The organism is Aquimarina macrocephali (assembly GCF_051627225.1).
GTDB lineage: Bacteria > Bacteroidota > Bacteroidia > Flavobacteriales > Flavobacteriaceae > Aquimarina > Aquimarina macrocephali.
The window spans coordinates 5,474,250-5,493,744 of the sequence record NZ_CP151795.1; the positions used below are offsets into that span (position 1 = coordinate 5,474,250).

Below are 19,495 nucleotides of genomic sequence, written 5' to 3' on the forward strand. Positions count from 1 at the left end.
TTTTCAACACTTTTTATGCTAATGCTATTTGTAGTAGATCCTCATTTGTCTTCACGAGAACTTTCACCTCCATATAGAGAAGGTAATCGGAGTCATTTACAAATAGAAATAAGCAATAGTATTTACAGTAACTTTTACTTCACGAGAATGATTTTTACCTTTTAACATAAGTTTAGAATCTTGAGTTTGTGTTTCTGTGTCTACATTGGCATTTTATAAATAAAAACGTATTTTAATTAGTGCGTCCCTTCCTGTACTAATATTCATTAGGATGAGTATATAAACTGTTTTATAGGAGGGTAATTTCAAGTATAAGAAGTTTTTTAAATACTGTAGAATCCTATAAACTCATCCCAAAACCAAATGTAAATCGTAGCCCATCATCACTAGAGAATATTCCTAACTGTCCTCCGATAGCATCCATAGCATTAAGCCAAATACCTCCACCAACAGAATCATGCCACTGATCAGAATCTTCACCATCTAACCATACTCTCCCAATATCATAGCCTCCAAAGACTCCTAATTGTAGCGGTAATAAACCTGTTTTAAATTTATTAAAACTATATCTTAAATCTCCAGTAAATACTAATGCACTTTCACCTGTAAAACGTTCTTCTCTATATCCTCTCAATCCTTTAGTTCCTCCTAAATTAGTTCCTTGGTAAAATTCAAAACTATCTCCAATATTGATTTCTGCAATCACATCTGTCTTAAGTACTAATCTTCGATCTCGAGTAATCGAATTATAAAAACCTAATCTTGGATAAATATATCCATATGTTCTATTCGAATCTTCAACATTTGTTCTAACACCTGTTTGCAGTTTAAACAACATTCCTCTGGTAGGATTAATATCATTATCATAGCTTTCGAACTTATACATTACATCCAGGTTCGTAAAATACTTTCTTTCGAAGAAAACGGGATCTGCAGTTACAAAATCCAAGCCAGAAGTAACAAACCTATCTTGTGTATCTTGAACCTCTATCCCTTCAAATGCTGCTTTAATCGAAAACTCACTTCCATAATTATCTCTTTTAGAAACTCCTAACCCAAATGACCAAATTCCCATCTTAACTCTATTATAATCCAAATCTAGTTCTTCATCTGGATTAATGGTATTGTTTCCAAATCCAAAAAAGTTTTGTGCAAAATTCTCACTTGTATATACTGCATCAATAAGAAAATTCCAGTTACCTAATGCTTTTACAAATTCTCCTGAGTATGATAAATCATAACCTTCTGTCTGAAAATAATATGCAGCTCTTAATCTATGTTTACTATGGTATGGGTTATTTTTAAACCCATTTACCGTATATACATCTGTTACATTAATGTTGAGTCCATCATCCGGATTAAAACCAATAAAAGGAGTTACAGTATTGGTTTTACCCACATATTTATTATAATCATAAAGATTATAGTCATAAATGTTACTTAATATAAATTTTGCGCCACCTTTTTTCTCTATAGTATTAGGTTTTGATTTATGATCATAGATTTTTACTTTTCTTCCATTCTCTATTACATATGTATCATTATTCTGACCACCTACAATTCGAATTTTTATCAAGTTTTTTCCTTTTCCTTTTACAACAAATCGATCGTCATCATCCAACCCATAAATCCAAATTTCTTTAGTTTCTTTAGCAGTAAAACTTCTACTACTATATGGTTTTTGTTTTTCATCTCCTTTTATTCTCGAAATATTTATCGTTGTTTTACCTTCTTCTCTAAGTATTTCAAAAAGATCATCTTTATCTGTTCCTTTAATAATGACATGTTTTGAAAGATATTTATAGTAACGATTAGCGATATCTTCAATATTATCTCTTCTGAGTTTAAGGTTTCTTTTTATTTTTTCTATTGTCTCATCCTGAAGGTTGCCCGGAAGATTAGCAAATGCTTTTACAATATCGGTATCAGAAAGGTTTTCTTTAATATATTTTGCTTGCTCTATCCATATTTTTTTCCCCGAGTTCTGTGTTAATGTTCTATCTAATGGTAGTCCAGATTGATTAATCCACCTCACTTTTTTAAGCTTTCCATCATACACCTGAAACTTACGCACCAATGGCACCACGAATTTTACAACGTCCATAAGTATTCCATCATAATTAGAAAAAACCTGATCTCTATCTCTAGGGATAGGTCTGTACTCTTTACCATTTTTAGTATCAAAACGAGCCCATCTCCATTGATCAGAATGGCGATCCCAATCTCCTAAGATCATATCAAAAAGCCTGGTTCTTATATAATGCGCTTCATCCATTTGATATTTTTCATCTTTCCTTAGTCTACTTAGCAGATCATCTGTGCTTTCGATATCATCAGGATTTCCAAAAGTAACTTCGTCTTTATATTCTTTTCCCGGGCGTTCTTCTAAAAAATATATTTCATCACCAAAACTTTCATTGTATTTACCTAATGCAGGGTGTTTAGGAATATAATATAACTTAGGATTAGCATGATATACTCCTATCGCATCAGCCAATGTACCAACAGTCAAAAACGCATAAGGATAGCTAGATGTATAAAAATCCGAAAGGAGGTCTTCTGTAAACGTATCATCAAATCCGCCTTCGAGATACGTATATTTAAATACTCCTTTCTGTAAAAACTGTGTAACACTTTTACGCATTGCTCTAAGGCTATAGCGCTTTCCATCTTTATCGATAAGGCGTAGCGATCTTGTTACTTGCCCTCCTCCTTGTCTATCAATAGTAAAACCTCCCATTAAGGTATCTAAAGTAGCTACAGGAACCTTTATATCAGTTCCGTACACATATCGATAATGGTCACCCCACATCGATTGATACAGTTTTGATTTTTTTACTTCATCCTGAGTATAAATTGAAGCTGAAACTTCTGGTTCAAAAGAGTTCTTAATTGCACTAAAATCAAATTCTTTTTCCTTTTCATGAACTTTTGTCTGGTACACCAATTTTGGATGACCATTCTCATTTCCGAAAAAGCGAACATTAGAAGAACCATCTTTATATACATCTAATACTGCAAATCCCTGCCCCGGATATGCAAACAATCCATCTTTTCCTAAAGAAACTGATGAAACTTTGGATCCAGAACCTGATACAATTTGTTTTAACCCATCACTATTAATATACTGCAAGGAGTGTTCATGACCCGAAACAAAAACTATCCTATCCAAATCCCTTGTCATTGTAGATAGTCTTCGCATTAACATATTATAATGAACATTGGATAAATCTTGCGTAGAAATTCCTCCCTGGGATCGTATCTGAACAGCCAATGAGCCCAAGATTGGGAGAGGTATTTTCATTTTTGAAGGAAAAATATGTTTGTCAAAACTATACTTCCCTCCATGTATACCATTAGTAAACATGGGGTGATGCATTGCAATAAGAATAGTTTTCTTACTATGTTTTTTTAATTCACCCTCTACTTCAAGAAAGAATTTTTCACGAGTTTTAATTTCACAATTGTCATTGATAGTGGGGTTCTTATCCCAATTCGCCAAATACCATTGTGTATCTAAGATCAACAGATGTACCTTATCACTAATTTCTACACTTTCGATAGGACATCCTTTTGAAGGTAAAAACGCTTTTTTACTTTTCATTTTTTTTGCCACATACCGTTCTTGCCGATGTAACCCCTCTACCCCATCAGTATACCAATCATGGTTTCCCGGGATAAAAACAACATCTCCATCAAAACCCTTAGTTACTTCAATTTGAGCATCTATTCTATGTTCTCCCAGAGCTCTTTCTGGAGATCCCTTTTTGGGCATTCCTTTTTGGTAAATATTATCTCCTAAAAAAATAAGATAATCATCTTTTGTTTTTGCGGTATCCAGTACTTTTTTAAGGATCGAAAGCCCTTCTGTACTTTCTTTCATTTTGGCATTCCCAGCATCTCCTACCAGATAAAATGTCTTTTCTATAGTAGTATCGGGTAATGTTTGAACAAAATTTTCGACTTTATATTGAGGAGTGTATGTTGCGCATGAACTAAGTAATAAAGCAACACAAATAATTAGAATCTTATTATATTTATTCATTGTTTTAAGTACAATCTCTTTTTTTTAATTATTTTGGTTATCGAAAAATTAAAAGTATGTCTTCTCTACTAGAAAAAACAGATCATTTCGTTTCGGAACTTTTTGAAAAAGAGCTCCCTAACTCTTGTATCTACCATAATTACGATCACACAAAAAGAGTATTTAAAAGTACAAAAGAAATTATTGATAACACTAATTTATCCGATGAAGATAAAGAAGTTTTATTGCTTACCGCATTGTTACATGATACCGGGTACTCTAAAAGCTCTAAAGATCATGAAGAACATAGTGTAGAGATAGCCAAAGATTTTTTAGGTCAACAAAATGTTTCCCAAGAGATTATAAATAAAGTTTCGGAACAGATTATGGCAACCAAAATGGAGCATGTACCCATTAATATTATGGAAGAAATTATAAGAGATGCAGATGCTTCTCACTTTGCAAAGGACTATTATGGGGAAACAAGTGAACTATTAAGATGTGAGTTTAAACTTAATGCAATTAAAGATTTGACTCCCTCTGATTGGCTAAAAGCCAATATTGATCTATTTCAAAACAAGCATAAATACTATACCGAATATGCTATCTCTCATTGGAAACCAAAAAAAGAGGAAAATCTTACCAAAATGTTAGAAGAACAGGGGAAATTAAAGAAGGAAAAGAAGAAGGAAAAAGAAAAATTAAAAAAAATATTGAGAGAAGAAAACCCAGAAAAAGGAATACAAACTTTATTTAGAGTTACCTTAAGAAATCATATGAAACTAAGTGATATTGCTGATACAAAAGCGAATATTTTACTTTCTGTAAATGCTATTATCATATCTCTGGCACTATCAAATCTTATCCCTAAGTTAGATAATCCTTCTAATCAATACTTGATATATCCAACTTTGATATTTATCATATTTTGTATTGCTTCCATTGTATTATCTGTATTGGCAACACGTCCTAATGTAACAAGTGGAGAGTTTACTCGTAAAGAAATAGAAGAAAAGAAAGTAAACTTATTATTTTTTGGGAATTTTCATAAAATGCCTTTAGAAGAATACAAATCGGCAATGAAGGATCTTATGGATGATAAAGAATACATTTACGATACGATGATAAAAGATCTTTACTTTTTAGGTAAAGTTTTACATAAAAAATATAAAATCTTAAGGGTTACATATACCGTTTTTATGATAGGGATTATAACCTCTGTAATTTCATTTATTTTTGCATTTAACTCATTACAATAATTACTAATTTTAGTATAACTATCAGAGTATCCGCTAATTTATAAGCAGATATCAGGATTAAGCATATCTAATACTGGAACAAGTTTTAATTTTTACTTACTCTTTTATACAATTCTCTAAGTGGTTTCGAATTAGTGTTTTGCTTAATTTATTTCTTTCATCAAGTCTTCATACGTATAGTATTCTTTATCTTGTTCACTCTTGTGATAAAGAATATTTACCCGCAATGCTTTTAAACCAGTAACCCCCTGAAGATTATCTAATTCTACAATCTCAATTTCTTCTTCGAGATAATTCTTAGATTGCAAGAAATTAAGATACTTGATATACTCTCTTTCATCAGAGCGTTGAGAATATATAATCACCAATTTACCCTTTTCTGTAACTCGTTGATCAGTACCTTTGATTTTTGATTTATCTACACGTTTTTTTACAACTTCATATCTTGCATTATAGGTTCCATCAACATCAAATCTTTTTTCATCCATTCTAAATCTAACCGATAAAGAAGAATTAAATACTAAAACCATAGAAGCGACATCCAATGCGATAGGTAACTCTTTTTTCATTTGATAATATGCATTTTCCATTTCACACATTATCTGTAACTGCCATAATCTTAGGTTATACAAATACACTTTATTGAAGCTGTCTTGTTTTGTTATCGATTCTCCGATATACATATTATGCTCTACCCCATCAGATTTAAACCGTTCAAAATAATGTGGATACATTCCTTGTGCTTCATCTTGTTTTTGGTCTAATAAAGATGCCATCTTTTTATTGATAAGCATAACAGATTCATCGTACGCTTTACGATGTTTATAAACTGTTTTTATAACCTCATCCAGCATATCATCATATTGATCGATAAGCGTATCGAGTTCGATACTTTTTTGTTTAAGATGCTTAAACAATGGTGTAATTTCTTTTTTAATAAAGTTTAAAATTTTCTGTTCACTATCTACTTGCAATTGCTCTGTTATAGAATTAATATATCGATTTGTTCTATATTTTAATTGCTCATAAATAGGTATAGGGTCTGATTCTATGACTTTATTAATTATTTTAGAAATTCCTTTAAGCTGCAACACCAGATCTTTTTGTATTGCTTCGTTACGAGCATCGGAAGAACCTTTTATATCAATTTGTCCATATAATGGATATACATTTTCAAAAACGACTTCTCTAAATGACACAGGATTTTCATCCACCATGGCACGCATAAATCGTTTCGCTTCTTGTTTAAATTTCCAATGTACACTAGGATGAATCGAGGTACATTCTTGCTGAATAATCAACTCTAACTCATTCTCTGTTTTGGATTTAGAACGTAGAACAGAATCTACCAAATATGGCATAACATCCTGTAATTTATTTGCATTAATACTATTCAATTCATGAACATTAGGCGATACTATTTCTAAAATACCTAATAATTTATTACCGCTTTTTATAGGAGCAAGTATTGCACTATTAATACCTTGAGCTACCAGATTTTTATACATGATCTGATCCTTAGCTAACTTTTGATATTTTTTTACATCAGAAATAGCAAAATATGTAGACTCTTCAAAAAGATAATGATATGTTCCATCGCATAGAGCCGACTCACAACAATCAGAATACTTATCGGATAAGATATAACTATCTATATCCTTAAAAGGCACTCTTTCTAATATTTCTTCTTCTGGGTTATAACTAGAAAAACCGACTTTAATTTCATATAAATTGAATATCGCCCTAAAAATTTGCTGAAAACTGCCTACAAAATCGCCATGTGTTTTATCATATCTAATAAGGCTGGTTTTAAAGTCAGATAATGAAACATCTGTTGTAACATCAAACATATTAGCAATAACAACACCTTTAAAAATCCAACTATGTGGTGGGAATTTTTCTTTCCAGATATCTACATTATCAAAATTATCTAATAATTCTGCTACATCTTCATCTGTAATATCTTTGGCCTTATCTGTTTTAATAACATCAATAAAATCACCATTATACATGATTCTGTAATGCCTCATTATTCCCATAGCATCAGGAATATCATAAAAGAAAGGTCTTCTAAAATCGATATTATAACCATAATAACTATTCAAAATCATACTACATCCCATGATATAATAATGCTTCTCATCAAAGTTTTTAATCTGAGGTTCAAAATCTTTACCTGCAGTGGCTATTATATTTTGATAACGATCGGATGATTTTAAGACCGTATTATGAAAAGGTATTGTAGCAATCTTTATTTCATTTTGCTGTAGAATTTGTGCAAAAGAATCTTCTAATATCAAATCAATCTGAGGTAACAATTCTTTTACTCTCGTTTCTTCCTTTATCCCTTCTTCTAATTCGGGATATTCTTTTGCAATTTTTAAAACTCGTGAAGCTCTATCTTTAACAAGTTCATTACCATTTTTGAACAATTCTCTATAATGTTCAAAAAACTTTGAAAAACTAATCGATATGTCTAATGGAAAATCTTGCTCTAAACCCCTCATGTCTGCTCTTTTCTGGTAGTTTACAAAAATAATACAAACCAAATTGTATCACTAGATATTAACAATTAATTAAACCATTATTTTTAATCTAGTAAATCTATGTGGTTATTATATCTGACGAATACAGCTATAAAAATTGGACAACAAATTAAGATAAACTTATTTCTACTATATCCCTCATCATAAATTTGTATGTATTAACTATTTAAGTTAGACTAAAAATCATGGTGATTTGTTACATAAAAGATACGAATTTTCTTCTAATTCTGTATCTATAACAAAATATCCCTTAACAATTCTTTTTATCTACAACGTTAATTTTTGGAGTATATACTTTGGATTCTTTATTTTTACGATCAATTAATCCAAATTACTATGAAAAGAATTGCTTTGTTTGTTACGATTCTCCTGCTTGTAGCTTGTCAAAAAGATCAAAAAGGGTATACTATTACCGCCGATACTGCTGGTTTTAAAGATGGAACAGTAGTGTATGTTAATGCAATTAGCCAATCCAACAGACCTATTATTATTGATTCTGCGAGTATACAACAGGATCAGTTTCAAATCACTTTACCTCCTCCAGAGAGTAATGATTTTAATTATTTAACTTTTAAAGACATTAGAGGAAATGTATTGTTCATGGCAGAGAACAATCCTATAGAAATGACAATCTACAAAGATAGTTTGCGCTCTTCTGTGATTAAAGGAGGTTCTGAAAATGAATTATTCTTTTCCTATGTTAATACTGTTAAAAGATATGGTGAAGAGAAATTAAACCTAAACAACCAATATCAGATTGCTTCAAAATTAGGGGAGACAGATAAAGTTGTTAAAATATCTCTTGAAAGACAAGAGTTGATTGAAAAAGAAAAGCAGTTTAGAAAAGGTATTACAGATAACACCAATTCTTTAGTATCAATTATAGCCATTACAGAACTTTTAAATCTTAAGCTATTAACAGCGCAAGAAGCTAAACTGAAATTTGATCAAATTGATGATACGCTAAAACCTACAAGGTTAGGTAAAAACCTGAATATGCTTATTAATAATGTAGTCTCTGCTTCTAAACAAAAGAAAATAGATATAGGGGTTACTGCTGAGGATTTTTCTGCTCCCACCCCAGAAGGTAAAATGCTATCTCTTAAAGAATCTATGGGTAAAATTACCATTATCGATTTTTGGGCTTCCTGGTGTAAACCTTGCAGAATGGAAAATCCAAATGTTGTAAAAGTATATAACAAATATCATGATAAAGGGCTCAATATTATTGGAGTATCTTTAGATAAAAAACAAGCAGCCTGGACCAAAGCTATTGCAGATGATAACCTGGAATGGAGCCATGTTTCTAATTTACAATTTTGGCAAGAACCTATTGCCAGAGCCTATGGTGTAAGATCCATACCTGCCACTTTTATCATTGACGAAAAAGGAAATGTAATTGCCAAGAACCTTAGAGGGCCTGCATTAGAAAAGAAAATCTCAGAATTATTAGAACAAAAATCTCTTTAATTCAAAATACAGAATATGAATAAAAACGACCTTTTTAGGTCGTTTTTTTGTTATAGTTTTCCTAGCCTTTGTAAAATAAAAAGAATAATAATCGGAACCGCCAATAGGCCAATCATGAATAAATTTTCCTGAAATAACCAAGGAGCCAAAATTAGAGTTATTACATACCCTCCAACAGCCCCTCCAAAATGGGCATCATGACCGATATTACCTATTTTATTTTTCATCCCGAAAATAGAATATAACAAATACCCAATACCAAAAATATATGCAGGGATAGGGATTGGAATAAACATTAAATATAAGCTCATATCCGGTCTAAATAGAATACCAGCATATATAACCCCAGAAACAGCTCCACTCGCTCCTACCGCGCTATAATGATATTCATCCTTATGGAAAAACAAGGAAAATAAATTCCCTACTAACAAACTACCAAAATATACTATCAAAAACTTAACATTACCAAAGAAGCTAACAACAACAGGTGCAAAAAAATAAAGTGTAAACATATTAAAGAACAAGTGCATCATGTCTACATGCAAGAACCCCGAAGTTAACATTCTAATTTGCTCTCCTCTTCTTATTCCTCCTATATTAAACTTATATTTTTCAAAAAAAGAAAAATCATTAAACCCTTTTAATGACATCAATATATTGGCTCCAATAATTATAATTATAACAATGTCAAGTGTCCCCATACAACAGTAATTTTATCCAAATATACTATATATTTATCTCAAAAAACCCAGCCAAACTATCGTTTTCTTATTAGCAAAAGTTTATGATAAAAAAAATCGGAAAATTTTATATTTGTATCCTTAATTTAACTTCATCAATGCAATTATTTGTATATCGTTTAGTTTATCCAATATTGTGGTTTATTTCAAAATTACCATGGAGACTTTTTTATGCTTTTTCTACAGGTGTGTTTTTGCTTACATATTATGTTTTTCGGTACAGAAGAGAAACTGTAACTCATAACCTAGAGTTAGTTTTCCCAAACAAAACTTATCAAGAAATAAAAAAAATACGAAGAGAATTTTATCAGCATATGTGCGATATGTTTCTTGAAATGATCAAGTCGATATCCATTTCAAATGAAGAAATGAAAGAACGATTTAAGGTTACAAATCTTGAAAAACTACACGAATTAGAGGCTAAAGGAGAAAACATAATGATACTTATGGCTCACTATGCTAGTTATGAATGGGCAAATGTAATTGATATACAAACAAATTTTCAAGCAGTTGGAGTTTATAAGAAAATAGGAAATAAATACTTTGATAGATTAGTACATCGAATCAGAGCACGATTTGGTTCAAGGGTAATTGGTACTAAAGAAGCTATGAAAGTAATTACAGAAGATCAATCTAAAGAAGGGTTGTACATGTATGGATTAATTTCTGATCAATCCCCAAAGCTTTATAAAGCAACCTTCTGGACTAATTTTATGGACATTAAGGTTCCTGTCTTTTTAGGCGCAGAAGTATTATCAAAGCGATTGGGACTAAATACATATTATCTACAAGTTGAAAAAATAAAAAGAGGATACTATGAGGCTACTTTTGTAACTCTAACTGAAGATTCAAAAAACTGTGAAGACTACTCAATTATAAAAAGTTATCTTAGATTACTAGAAAACCAAATCTATAATAAACCACAGTATTATTTATGGTCTCACAAACGATGGAAACACCATAACGCTTCTATACCCGAAGGCGCCACTGTAGATTAAAAACTTGTATTCACCTACAGATTGTCAAATAAGCTTACCTTTACACGTTTTTAACTACACTACATTTATGCAATTAATCATATATTACTTAGTTTATCCTATAATATTGGGCATCTCTAAACTACCTTGGCGATTATTTTATGCATTTTCTACCTGTACTTATATTTTGGTATACTATATTATTAGGTATAGAAGGAAAACAGTAACCGAAAACTTACAGCTAGTCTTCCCAGAAAAGTCTAAAAAAGAAATTAAGGATATCGGTAAATCATTTTATAAACATATGTGTGATATGTTTTTAGAAATGACAAAATCACTTTCGATTTCTAGAGAAGAATTAATAAAACGTTATAAGGTTGTAAATCTGGATGAGTTTCATGAATTTGAAAAAAAGAATAAAAGTATAATTACATTAATGGGACATTATGGTAGTTTCGAATGGTCTAATGCAGTCGATCTTGTGTCTTTAAACCCATGTGTAGGAATCTATAAACAAATAGAAAACAAATATTTTGATCGTCTTGCACATCGCATACGTGGTCGTTTTGACTCCAGACTTATCCCTAGTCATAAAGTGGCTAGACAAATTATAAAAGATAAAAAGGAAGGCACTGTATGTGGATATGGTATGATCTCTGACCAATCTCCGAAAATATACAACGCAAAATATTGGACAGATTTTATGGGTGTCAAAGTTCCTATATTTTTAGGAGGTGAATTCTTAGCACAACGACTTGATGTTATTGTATTGTACCTTCACGTAGAAAAAGTAAAACGAGGGCATTATGAAGTAAGGTTCATTCCTATCTCTGAAAACAGTAAAGAAGAAGAACCTTATTTTATCATAAAGAAATATCTTCAATTACTTGAAAATCAAATTCGTGAAAAACCTCAATACTACCTATGGACTCACAAACGTTGGAAACATAGAAATTCACAAATTCCAGAGGGAGCCATAGTAGATTAACCCAATACATCAAACTTGTTATATTATAAAGTTCGATCTAATAGATTTTATCATATCTATTAGAGCTATATTTACTACACTACAGAAGATTTATTAATAGAAACTTAATCTAAGTTACTATTTTTATTTGTTGTTATCTTTTACGCATATAAAACAAAAATGGGAATTTAAAAAAATTCCCATTTTATTATTTGCAATGCAATTGTATTACCAATTAACATTGGCATTAAATTGTTGATTATCACCATTTACTTTATGAAAAACTGTTCCACTTATGTTTACTTCCCACTTATAAAGCGAGGTATTTGTAGAGTTAAAAAACACATGAGTAGCTAAAGGAAAGTATTTTGTTCCTTTAAGTGGGTTACTACAATTGTTATAACTATTAAGAGAGAAGTATTGAGTATTTCCAGATTGAGAACCTGTATGAAATTTCATTTTACAATTCCCAGATATATTCACATTATATAATCTTTCTGTAGTTGTATTGTTGTATACCCAATTAGAACCACCTTTATGGCTCATTCTTAATTTGAAATAAACATCAGATTGCGTAACTCCATATAAATTTAGTGTTTCAACAGCCAAATAATGCACTAATCTGTATTTTAAACTTTTATTTTTTGGAGTTCCACAATAACTTTGATATGTATTTCTGTCAAATTCTTTCCATCCATTAGTTGGCTTGTAAAGAGTCCCGTTTTGTACACTCAATGTTGCTTTATTAGCAGTACCTTCCAATTCAGTTCCTTCTAAAGGTGATAATTCTTGCTCAAAAGTACCAATAACTTTATCCTCTTTAATTAAGTTACCAGAATCATCAATAGTGTTTTCATAAAAAATTCTATCTGAATAGTTTATTAGTTTATTCCCAATTATAAATTCTTTGTTCTCATTTAAAATAAATAAAAATGCATAAGGAGTACTATTTTTATCTTCTATTGAAATTTTATCAGAATTATACACCGAAACATAGTTATGCCCGTAACTCCATTTTTCGTAATCTGAAACTTCATTAAAAGTGTTAAATAATCTAAGAGTGTTTTTGAAGTCTTCAGAATCATCAAAAATTTTAATTCGTTCTAATCCTAAGTCATTTGATTTTGAGGTCTCTACTAGTGTGTCATTTTCAATACTACAGGAAAATAATGAGAATGATACTACTAAGGCTAAGCCAATTTTTACAAGTTTTTTCATGATTTTGTTATTTAATGGTTCTGATTAAATTTTTGGTATAAACTCATTATACTATTCGACAAATAATTTACTTATGCTCTCTTGTTACCAGAAGCATAATTCTGTTACCCAAGAATATTATCTTTTTTCTAAAACACTAAATAACATTTTGATTATCAATACAATAATAAATGACTCTAATTAAGAAAAGCTTAGAATCCTGGAATACGAAAAAGAGTATCGTATAAAAAACCGTTCGGCAAACCACATATTGTTTGTAATCAGACATCACATCTCTTGTTTTCTCTTTGTGCCTTCTTTTTGCATAACACAAAATTAAAATCTACAAATATGTAGTTTGCCGAACGGTTACTATTGTTTCATAAAGAAACATATCTTATTCCTCAAGATTTTCAAGGATGTATCAGAGTAGTATATAACTTTGAATGTAGTGTAGAAGCGTAGAAAAAAATAGTAGAAGAATTTTACATGTACCTGATAATGGGCTCATACTTCTCAAAAATGAACTTGACTGCTCTACTGTAGAAGATAATTTATTTAATGAGCTCGAAAAATGCCAAAGTAAATAAAGAATCTTATTTGACAGTAGTTTATACAAAATATAAGATATCTACACCAACTCAAGGTAGAAATAGATATCTTATATTTAGAAATAAGCTCTTTCTGAATTAACACAGATTATTATTGAATCCCACGTTATAATCTTTATAAAGAAAACCCAGAAATAATATGTTTAGCTAAATATTAGATTCCAGCTATTTCTTTTAAAGTAATGATTGTATCTTCTGCCAACGAATCTGCTTTTTCCTGGCTTAAGGCTTCTGTGTAAATACGAATAATAGGTTCTGTATTACTTTTACGTAAATGAACCCAACAATCTTCAAAATCTACTTTTACACCATCTACAGTAGACACCTCTTCTGAAATATATTTTGAATGGAATCCTTTTAAAATACCATCAACATCTAAACCTGGAGTTAATTGAATTTTATTTTTACTCATAAAATAAGAAGGGTAGCTGTCACGTAACTCGCTTACACTGCATTTCTTTTCTGCCAGATGTGTAAGAAATAAGGCTACTCCTACCAAAGAATCTCTTCCATAATGTGATTCTGGGTATATAATTCCTCCATTACCTTCACCACCGATAACTGCATTATTTGCTTTCATCAACTCTACTACATTTACTTCACCTACAGCACTTGCTTCATAATTGCCATTATGTTTTTGTGTTACATCTCTTAATGCTCTGCTTGAAGACAAGTTAGAAACAGTATTACCATTAGTTTTCCCTAATACAAAATCTGCACAAGCAACCAATGTATATTCTTCTCCAAACATCTCTCCGTTCTCACTCATAAAAGCAAGACGATCTACATCTGGATCAACAGTAATTCCCATATCAGCCTTTTCCTTAACTACTAATTCGGACAAATCTGTCAAATGTTCTTTTAAAGGTTCTGGATTATGAGGAAAATGTCCATTAGGCTCACAGTATAATTCAATAGTTTCTACTCCCATTTTCCTAAGCAATCTCGGTATTGCAATACCTCCTGTAGAGTTAACAGCATCTACAACAGCTTTGAAGCCAGATTTACTCACCAATTCTGCATTTACCAGAGATAGTTTTAGTACTTCTTCAATATGTTTATCGATATATGTATCATTTACAGTAATACTCCCCAAATCATCAACATCTGCAAAAACATATTTATCATTTTCTGCTATATCTAAAATCTTTTTGCCATTTTCTGCATTCAAAAATTCTCCTTTATTGTTAAGTAATTTTAATGCATTCCATTGTTTTGGATTATGACTAGCTGTAAGAATTATTCCTCCATCTGCTTTTTCTAAAGGCACAGCTATTTCTACGGTAGGTGTAGTAGAAAGTCCTAAATCAATAACATGAATCCCTAATCCAACCAAACTATTCATTACCAATTGTTGAATCATAGACCCAGAAATTCTGGCATCACGACCTACTACAACAATTGGATGATCTATATTAGTTTCATTTTTTAGCCAACTTCCATAAGCCGAAGCAAATTTTACCGCATCTACCGGGGTAAGATTATCACCAACTGTTCCTCCAATTGTTCCTCTAATCCCTGAAATTGATTTTATTAATGTCATATATTTTGATTGATTTTTCTATTTCGAACAAATGTACAAGATATGACAAACAGCAACAATTTAATAGGTTAGAATTTTATAAATACGCACATGTTTTCCCCAAATTAATGACTTATAAAAAAGTATGAAGTTATCTTCTATAGTGTATTTAGGCTATTACAATATATTTTCGACAATTTCGATACACCCTTTATCTGCCATAGTTACATAGAAAGTGCTAAAATCATTACTAAATGTAATATTGGTAGGCTTACTACCATTAAGTTTTATTTCTTTCAAGAGTTTACCTTTTGGAGATAATATCACCACTGTACCTTTATCATATCTGCATATATACAGGTTTCCATCACTATCACATCGCATTCCATCGAGACCAAAATCTTCAAAAGAATACAACAATTTTTTATTTAAAATAGCACCATTATTCTGAATATCATATACCCATATTTTTCGCTGTACAGATTCGTTAACATACAATTTTCTTCCATCGGGACTTACTTCTATTCCATTAGTAGTTCCCATATTACCTTCTAGTTTTTCAAACCCATTACTACTGGTTATTTTCCAAATATTACCCGTACCCTTTTTCCAATTTGGATCACTGGCATAAATAATTCCAGATGGTGAGATAGCAAGATCATTTGGCTGGTTTGCTTCTGGGTGATGAGCGAAAACTGATATTTTTTTAGTATTCATATCCACCATCAAAATATTATGATTTGTATAATCAGCGATATACATTTTATCGGGTTTCCCGAATCTAATTCCGTTTCCTATGCTTCCTTCAGGAAGTTCTAGAAACATTGATAGTTTTCCTTCTGGAGTAATTTTCCCTATAGTTCCTTCTTTTTGGTAATTAACAGCATAAATATTACCTTCAAAATCTGTTGCCGGACCTTCAATACCACTAGTAAACGTATTCGGGTTTGTAAAATCTTTACTCGTTATTTCTTTATTACACGATAATTGTAAAACAATAATTACAAAAAAAAGGAAAAACGCGGTATATCTCATGATCTAAGTTTTTAGGTATATCATCAAAAATAATTTATTTTAACCGGTTAACCTTTGGTTTTTTTACAAGTGATACTTTTTATCATACAAACGACTATAATTAATCGATATTAGTATTTAAAAAATCGTATTTTAACCCAATGAATTTTCTAGCCCACATATACCTTTCTGGTGAAGATCAAGAACTTAAAATAGGTAATTTTATCGCAGATTCTGTCAAAGGAAAAAAGCAACTATTACAATACCCAGACCGCATACGGCAGGGTATTACCTTGCATCGTAAAATTGACTCATACACCGATACTCATTCTATTGTTAGAAAAAGTGTGTCCAGGCTATTTCCAAAATACAGGCATTACAGTACTGTAATTGTAGATGTTCTTTATGATCATTTTCTAGCAGCTAATTGGAAAGAATACTCTGATATTCCTCTCGAAACATATGTCGCAGAATTTTATGATTTACTGCATGAATACCATGAAGTCTTACCAAAACAGATTCAAAATTTTATGCCATATATGATTAAGGACAACTGGCTTCTTAGCTATGCTACTATTCCTGGAATTGGTACAATATTATATCAAATGAATCAGAGAACAAAAAATAGATCTAAGATGAATTTTGCTGTCATCGAACTCGAACAATATTACTCTGATTTTGACAAGGAATTTCGTTCGTTTTTTGAAGAATTAGAACTTTACACTAAAAATGAAATAAGAACATTATGAAAATAAAATCCATCAGACATTTATTTTACATCTCTCTGCTTATCCTAAGTTTTTCATGTAAAACCAATACAGAAATAAAACAAGAGGTTAAAGAGATTGAACCGGTTGTAGGTCTTGTTACCCAAAAAGCTATGGTAGTTTCTGCCCGGGAGGAGGCTTCAAAAATCGGAGCAGACATCATGAAAAAAGGAGGAAACGCTTTTGATGCTATGGTTGGTACAGCGATGGCGCTGGCAGTTACATATCCTGTAGCAGGAAATCTAGGAGGTGGTGGATTTATGGTGTATCGAAAAGCTAATGGTGAAACGGGTGCTTTGGATTATAGAGAAAAAGGACCTCTTGCTGCTACCAAAGATATGTATCTGGATGACAATGGAGATTTTATTCCTAAAAAAAGCCAACTGGGAGCTATGGCTGTTGGTGTCCCCGGAACCGTTGCTGGTATTTTTGAAGTCCATAAAAAATTTGGAACCTTACCTATAGAAGATATACTCACTCCTGTGGTACAATTGGCAAAAAGAGGTTTTGTGATTACCGAAAAACAAGAAAGACGTTTTGTACATTATGAAGATCTATTCTATGAAGCAAATGAGGATACAATCCCTATTCTTAGAGGCTATAAAGTTAATGACACTCTAAAAAACATAAAACTAGCTGAAACGCTCGAAAGAATTATAAAAAATGGAGCTGCCGAGCTATATAAAGGTGAATCTGGTCAAAAATTAGTTGATTTCATCCAATCAAAAGGCGGGATAATAACTATGGCCGATTTAGCAAAATACGAAGCAAAATGGCGTAAACCAGTACAGTTTCGGTATAAAAACCTCAATATAACTTCTATGTCTCCTCCTTCAAGTGGAGGTGTATGTCTTGCTCAGATCATGAAAATGATCGAACCTCATGATCTAAGTAGTTATGGGCATAATACACTCAAAACTATTCAGGTTATTACAGAAGCAGAGCGAAGGGCTTATGCAGATCGCAGTTTCTATTTGGGTGATCCTGATTTTGTAAAAATCCCGGTCGATACACTAATTAGCGAATCTTATCTTTCTGATCGTATGCTGGATTTTAGTTTTGATAAAGCTACATTGTCATCAGATATAAACTGTGGAATTATTCCTGGATATGAAAGTGACGAAACCACCCACTACTCTATTGTAGATCAGTTCGGAAATGCAATTTCTGTAACAACAACACTTAATGGAGCTTATGGCTCGAAATTGTATGTCCCAGAATTAGGTTTCTTTCTAAATAATGAGATGGATGATTTTAGTGCCAAACCTGGTGTTCCTAATATGTTTGGGTTAACAGGTGCCGAGGCCAATGCTATAGTTCCCGAAAAAAGAATGTTAAGCTCTATGACTCCCACAATTGTAGAGAAAGATGGAAAATTTTGGATGTCTGTTGGTACTCCTGGTGGATCAACAATTATTACTTCTGTGCTCCAAACTATTTTGAATGTATCAGAATTTGGAATGACCATGCAAGATGCGGTCAATGCCCCTCGTTTTCATCATCAATGGTTACCAGATGTAGTAGTCTTTGAACCAGAATCATTTGATAATGATTTATTAGATAGCTTACGGAAAAAAGGGTATCAAATCAATGAAGAGGATTCTAAAATTATAGGCAAAGTTGATGGTATCCTTGCACTTCCTGATGGAAGGTTGGAAGGTGGTGCAGATAAAAGAGGTGATGATACAGCAATAGGGTTTTAATCTATACAGAAATATGGATTTCACAACTTCTCTAATGGCTATACTAGAAAGCAATGCTAATGCAGAAGAAGCGGTAAGAATGGAAGCGTATATGAAAAATCGTTTTTCTTATTACGGTATAAAAGCCCCAATTCGAAAAACGCTTTTTAAAGATGTAGTTCGTGAATATATTCCTGGGCTGTCTCATGATCATGTGATTACTATCGCAAATACTCTTTACAAAAAACCGAAACGAGAACTTCATTATTGTGCTATGGAGCTAGTTGATCAGTTCTTAAAAAAGAAATACAACATAGCAGACATTGATTTTATAGAACAACTTATTACCACCAATTCCTGGTGGGACTCTGTTGATTTTATTGCAAAACATATTTTAGGGAAATATTTATTACAATTTCCTGATCAAATACCTCTTGTAATTGAGAAATTTTCAAATTCTGATAAGATGTGGCTTAACCGAAGTGCAATCTTATTTCAATTAGGATATAAAGACAAAACAGACTATCAATTATTATGTAAACTTTGTGAGCAACATAAATCTTCTAATGAATTCTTTATAAAGAAAGCTATTGGGTGGGCGTTGCGAGAGTACTCAAAAGTAAATCCTGAAGCTGTAGTTACCTTTATAACCAACACTAAACTGAAGCCTTTATCTGAAAGAGAAGGATTAAAAAGAATCCGTTCATAATTAATCTGCC

The 19,495-nt window shown here is 31.5% G+C and carries 13 protein-coding genes; 7 read left to right on the forward strand and 6 right to left on the reverse strand.

All coding sequences use genetic code 11. The features are described from left to right. Positions 1 to 340: 340 nt before the first annotated feature. Complete coding sequence (locus tag AAFU52_RS24355; RefSeq protein ID WP_438424024.1) at positions 341 to 4,045, reverse strand: metallophosphoesterase; 3,705 nt, start codon at positions 4,043 to 4,045, stop codon at positions 341 to 343. Positions 4,046 to 4,101: 56 nt separating this feature from the next. Here AAFU52_RS24355 and AAFU52_RS24360 point away from each other — a divergent pair, with 56 nt between their 5' ends. Next, entirely contained in the window at positions 4,102 to 5,283 is a 1,182-nt protein-coding gene (locus AAFU52_RS24360; RefSeq protein WP_438424026.1) for a Pycsar system effector family protein, read from the forward strand. Positions 5,284 to 5,426: 143 nt separating this feature from the next. On the opposite strand, the gene AAFU52_RS24365 is transcribed toward AAFU52_RS24360, so the two are convergent. Continuing rightward, positions 5,427 to 7,790: a GAF domain-containing protein gene (locus AAFU52_RS24365; RefSeq protein WP_438424029.1), complete on the reverse strand. Its 2,364-nt coding sequence runs from the start codon at positions 7,788 to 7,790 to the stop codon at positions 5,427 to 5,429. A gap of 375 nt (positions 7,791 to 8,165) precedes the next feature. Here AAFU52_RS24365 and AAFU52_RS24370 point away from each other — a divergent pair, with 375 nt between their 5' ends. Next, positions 8,166 to 9,299, forward strand: coding sequence for a redoxin domain-containing protein (locus AAFU52_RS24370; protein ID WP_438424031.1), 1,134 nt, complete (start codon positions 8,166 to 8,168; stop codon positions 9,297 to 9,299). 50 nt (positions 9,300 to 9,349) lie between these two features. On the opposite strand, the gene AAFU52_RS24375 is transcribed toward AAFU52_RS24370, so the two are convergent. Next, positions 9,350 to 10,000 carry a rhomboid family intramembrane serine protease gene (locus AAFU52_RS24375; RefSeq protein ID WP_024772665.1) on the reverse strand — a complete coding sequence of 217 codons (651 nt, stop codon included), beginning with the start codon at positions 9,998 to 10,000 and terminating at the stop codon, positions 9,350 to 9,352. Positions 10,001 to 10,137: 137 nt separating this feature from the next. Between AAFU52_RS24375 and AAFU52_RS24380 the strand changes: the two genes are divergently transcribed. Together AAFU52_RS24380 and AAFU52_RS24385 are read left to right on the forward strand one after the other, a co-directional pair. After that, entirely contained in the window at positions 10,138 to 11,037 is a 900-nt protein-coding gene (locus AAFU52_RS24380) for a lysophospholipid acyltransferase family protein (protein ID WP_438424034.1), read from the forward strand. Between the two features lie 67 nt (positions 11,038 to 11,104). Beyond that, the gene (locus AAFU52_RS24385) at positions 11,105 to 12,004 is read left to right on the forward strand and encodes a lysophospholipid acyltransferase family protein (RefSeq protein ID WP_024772667.1); all 900 of its coding nucleotides are present in this window, start codon (positions 11,105 to 11,107) and stop codon (positions 12,002 to 12,004) included. 207 nt (positions 12,005 to 12,211) lie between these two features. On the opposite strand, the gene AAFU52_RS24390 is transcribed toward AAFU52_RS24385, so the two are convergent. The 3 genes from AAFU52_RS24390 to AAFU52_RS24400 all read right to left on the reverse strand — a co-directional run bounded on the left by AAFU52_RS24390 (position 12,212) and on the right by AAFU52_RS24400 (position 16,348). Continuing rightward, complete coding sequence (locus tag AAFU52_RS24390; RefSeq protein ID WP_438424036.1) at positions 12,212 to 13,201, reverse strand: hypothetical protein; 990 nt, start codon at positions 13,199 to 13,201, stop codon at positions 12,212 to 12,214. Between the two features lie 744 nt (positions 13,202 to 13,945). Next, a complete protein-coding gene (gene glmM / locus AAFU52_RS24395; RefSeq protein WP_438424038.1) occupies positions 13,946 to 15,334 on the reverse strand; it encodes a phosphoglucosamine mutase in 1,389 nt (462 codons plus the stop codon). Between the two features lie 156 nt (positions 15,335 to 15,490). Then, entirely contained in the window at positions 15,491 to 16,348 is an 858-nt protein-coding gene (locus AAFU52_RS24400) for an SMP-30/gluconolactonase/LRE family protein (RefSeq protein WP_438424039.1), read from the reverse strand. 140 nt (positions 16,349 to 16,488) lie between these two features. Here AAFU52_RS24400 and AAFU52_RS24405 point away from each other — a divergent pair, with 140 nt between their 5' ends. The 3 genes from AAFU52_RS24405 to AAFU52_RS24415 are packed head-to-tail and all read left to right on the forward strand — an operon-like array spanning position 16,489 to position 19,485. Further along, positions 16,489 to 17,076 carry an ACP phosphodiesterase gene (locus AAFU52_RS24405; protein WP_438424041.1) on the forward strand — a complete coding sequence of 196 codons (588 nt, stop codon included), beginning with the start codon at positions 16,489 to 16,491 and terminating at the stop codon, positions 17,074 to 17,076. Continuing rightward, positions 17,073 to 18,797: a gamma-glutamyltransferase gene (gene ggt, locus AAFU52_RS24410; RefSeq protein ID WP_438424043.1), complete on the forward strand. Its 1,725-nt coding sequence runs from the start codon at positions 17,073 to 17,075 to the stop codon at positions 18,795 to 18,797. Before AAFU52_RS24405 ends, ggt begins: the two co-directional genes overlap by 4 nt. 34 nt (positions 18,798 to 18,831) lie before the next feature. After that, positions 18,832 to 19,485 carry a DNA alkylation repair protein gene (locus AAFU52_RS24415; protein ID WP_438424046.1) on the forward strand — a complete coding sequence of 218 codons (654 nt, stop codon included), beginning with the start codon at positions 18,832 to 18,834 and terminating at the stop codon, positions 19,483 to 19,485. The last annotated feature ends 10 nt before the right edge of the window (positions 19,486 to 19,495 follow it).

Excerpts from the sequence above, each read along its gene's own strand:
- AAFU52_RS24415 (WP_438424046.1), top strand. The coding sequence starts at position 18,832 with ATGGCTATACTAGAAAGCAATGCTAATGCAGAAGAAGCGGTAAGAATG.
- AAFU52_RS24390 (WP_438424036.1), bottom strand. The coding sequence starts at position 13,201 with ATGAAAAAACTTGTAAAAATTGGCTTAGCCTTAGTAGTATCATTCTCA.
- AAFU52_RS24375 (WP_024772665.1), bottom strand. The coding sequence starts at position 10,000 with ATGGGGACACTTGACATTGTTATAATTATAATTATTGGAGCCAATATA.
- AAFU52_RS24355 (WP_438424024.1), bottom strand. The coding sequence starts at position 4,045 with ATGAATAAATATAATAAGATTCTAATTATTTGTGTTGCTTTATTACTT.
- AAFU52_RS24400 (WP_438424039.1), bottom strand. The coding sequence starts at position 16,348 with ATGAGATATACCGCGTTTTTCCTTTTTTTTGTAATTATTGTTTTACAA.
- AAFU52_RS24385 (WP_024772667.1), top strand. The coding sequence starts at position 11,105 with ATGCAATTAATCATATATTACTTAGTTTATCCTATAATATTGGGCATC.
- AAFU52_RS24365 (WP_438424029.1), bottom strand. The coding sequence starts at position 7,790 with ATGAGGGGTTTAGAGCAAGATTTTCCATTAGACATATCGATTAGTTTT.
- AAFU52_RS24370 (WP_438424031.1), top strand. The coding sequence starts at position 8,166 with ATGAAAAGAATTGCTTTGTTTGTTACGATTCTCCTGCTTGTAGCTTGT.
- AAFU52_RS24405 (WP_438424041.1), top strand. The coding sequence starts at position 16,489 with ATGAATTTTCTAGCCCACATATACCTTTCTGGTGAAGATCAAGAACTT.
- AAFU52_RS24360 (WP_438424026.1), top strand. The coding sequence starts at position 4,102 with ATGTCTTCTCTACTAGAAAAAACAGATCATTTCGTTTCGGAACTTTTT.
- AAFU52_RS24380 (WP_438424034.1), top strand. The coding sequence starts at position 10,138 with ATGCAATTATTTGTATATCGTTTAGTTTATCCAATATTGTGGTTTATT.
- glmM (WP_438424038.1), bottom strand. The coding sequence starts at position 15,334 with ATGACATTAATAAAATCAATTTCAGGGATTAGAGGAACAATTGGAGGA.
- ggt (WP_438424043.1), top strand. The coding sequence starts at position 17,073 with ATGAAAATAAAATCCATCAGACATTTATTTTACATCTCTCTGCTTATC.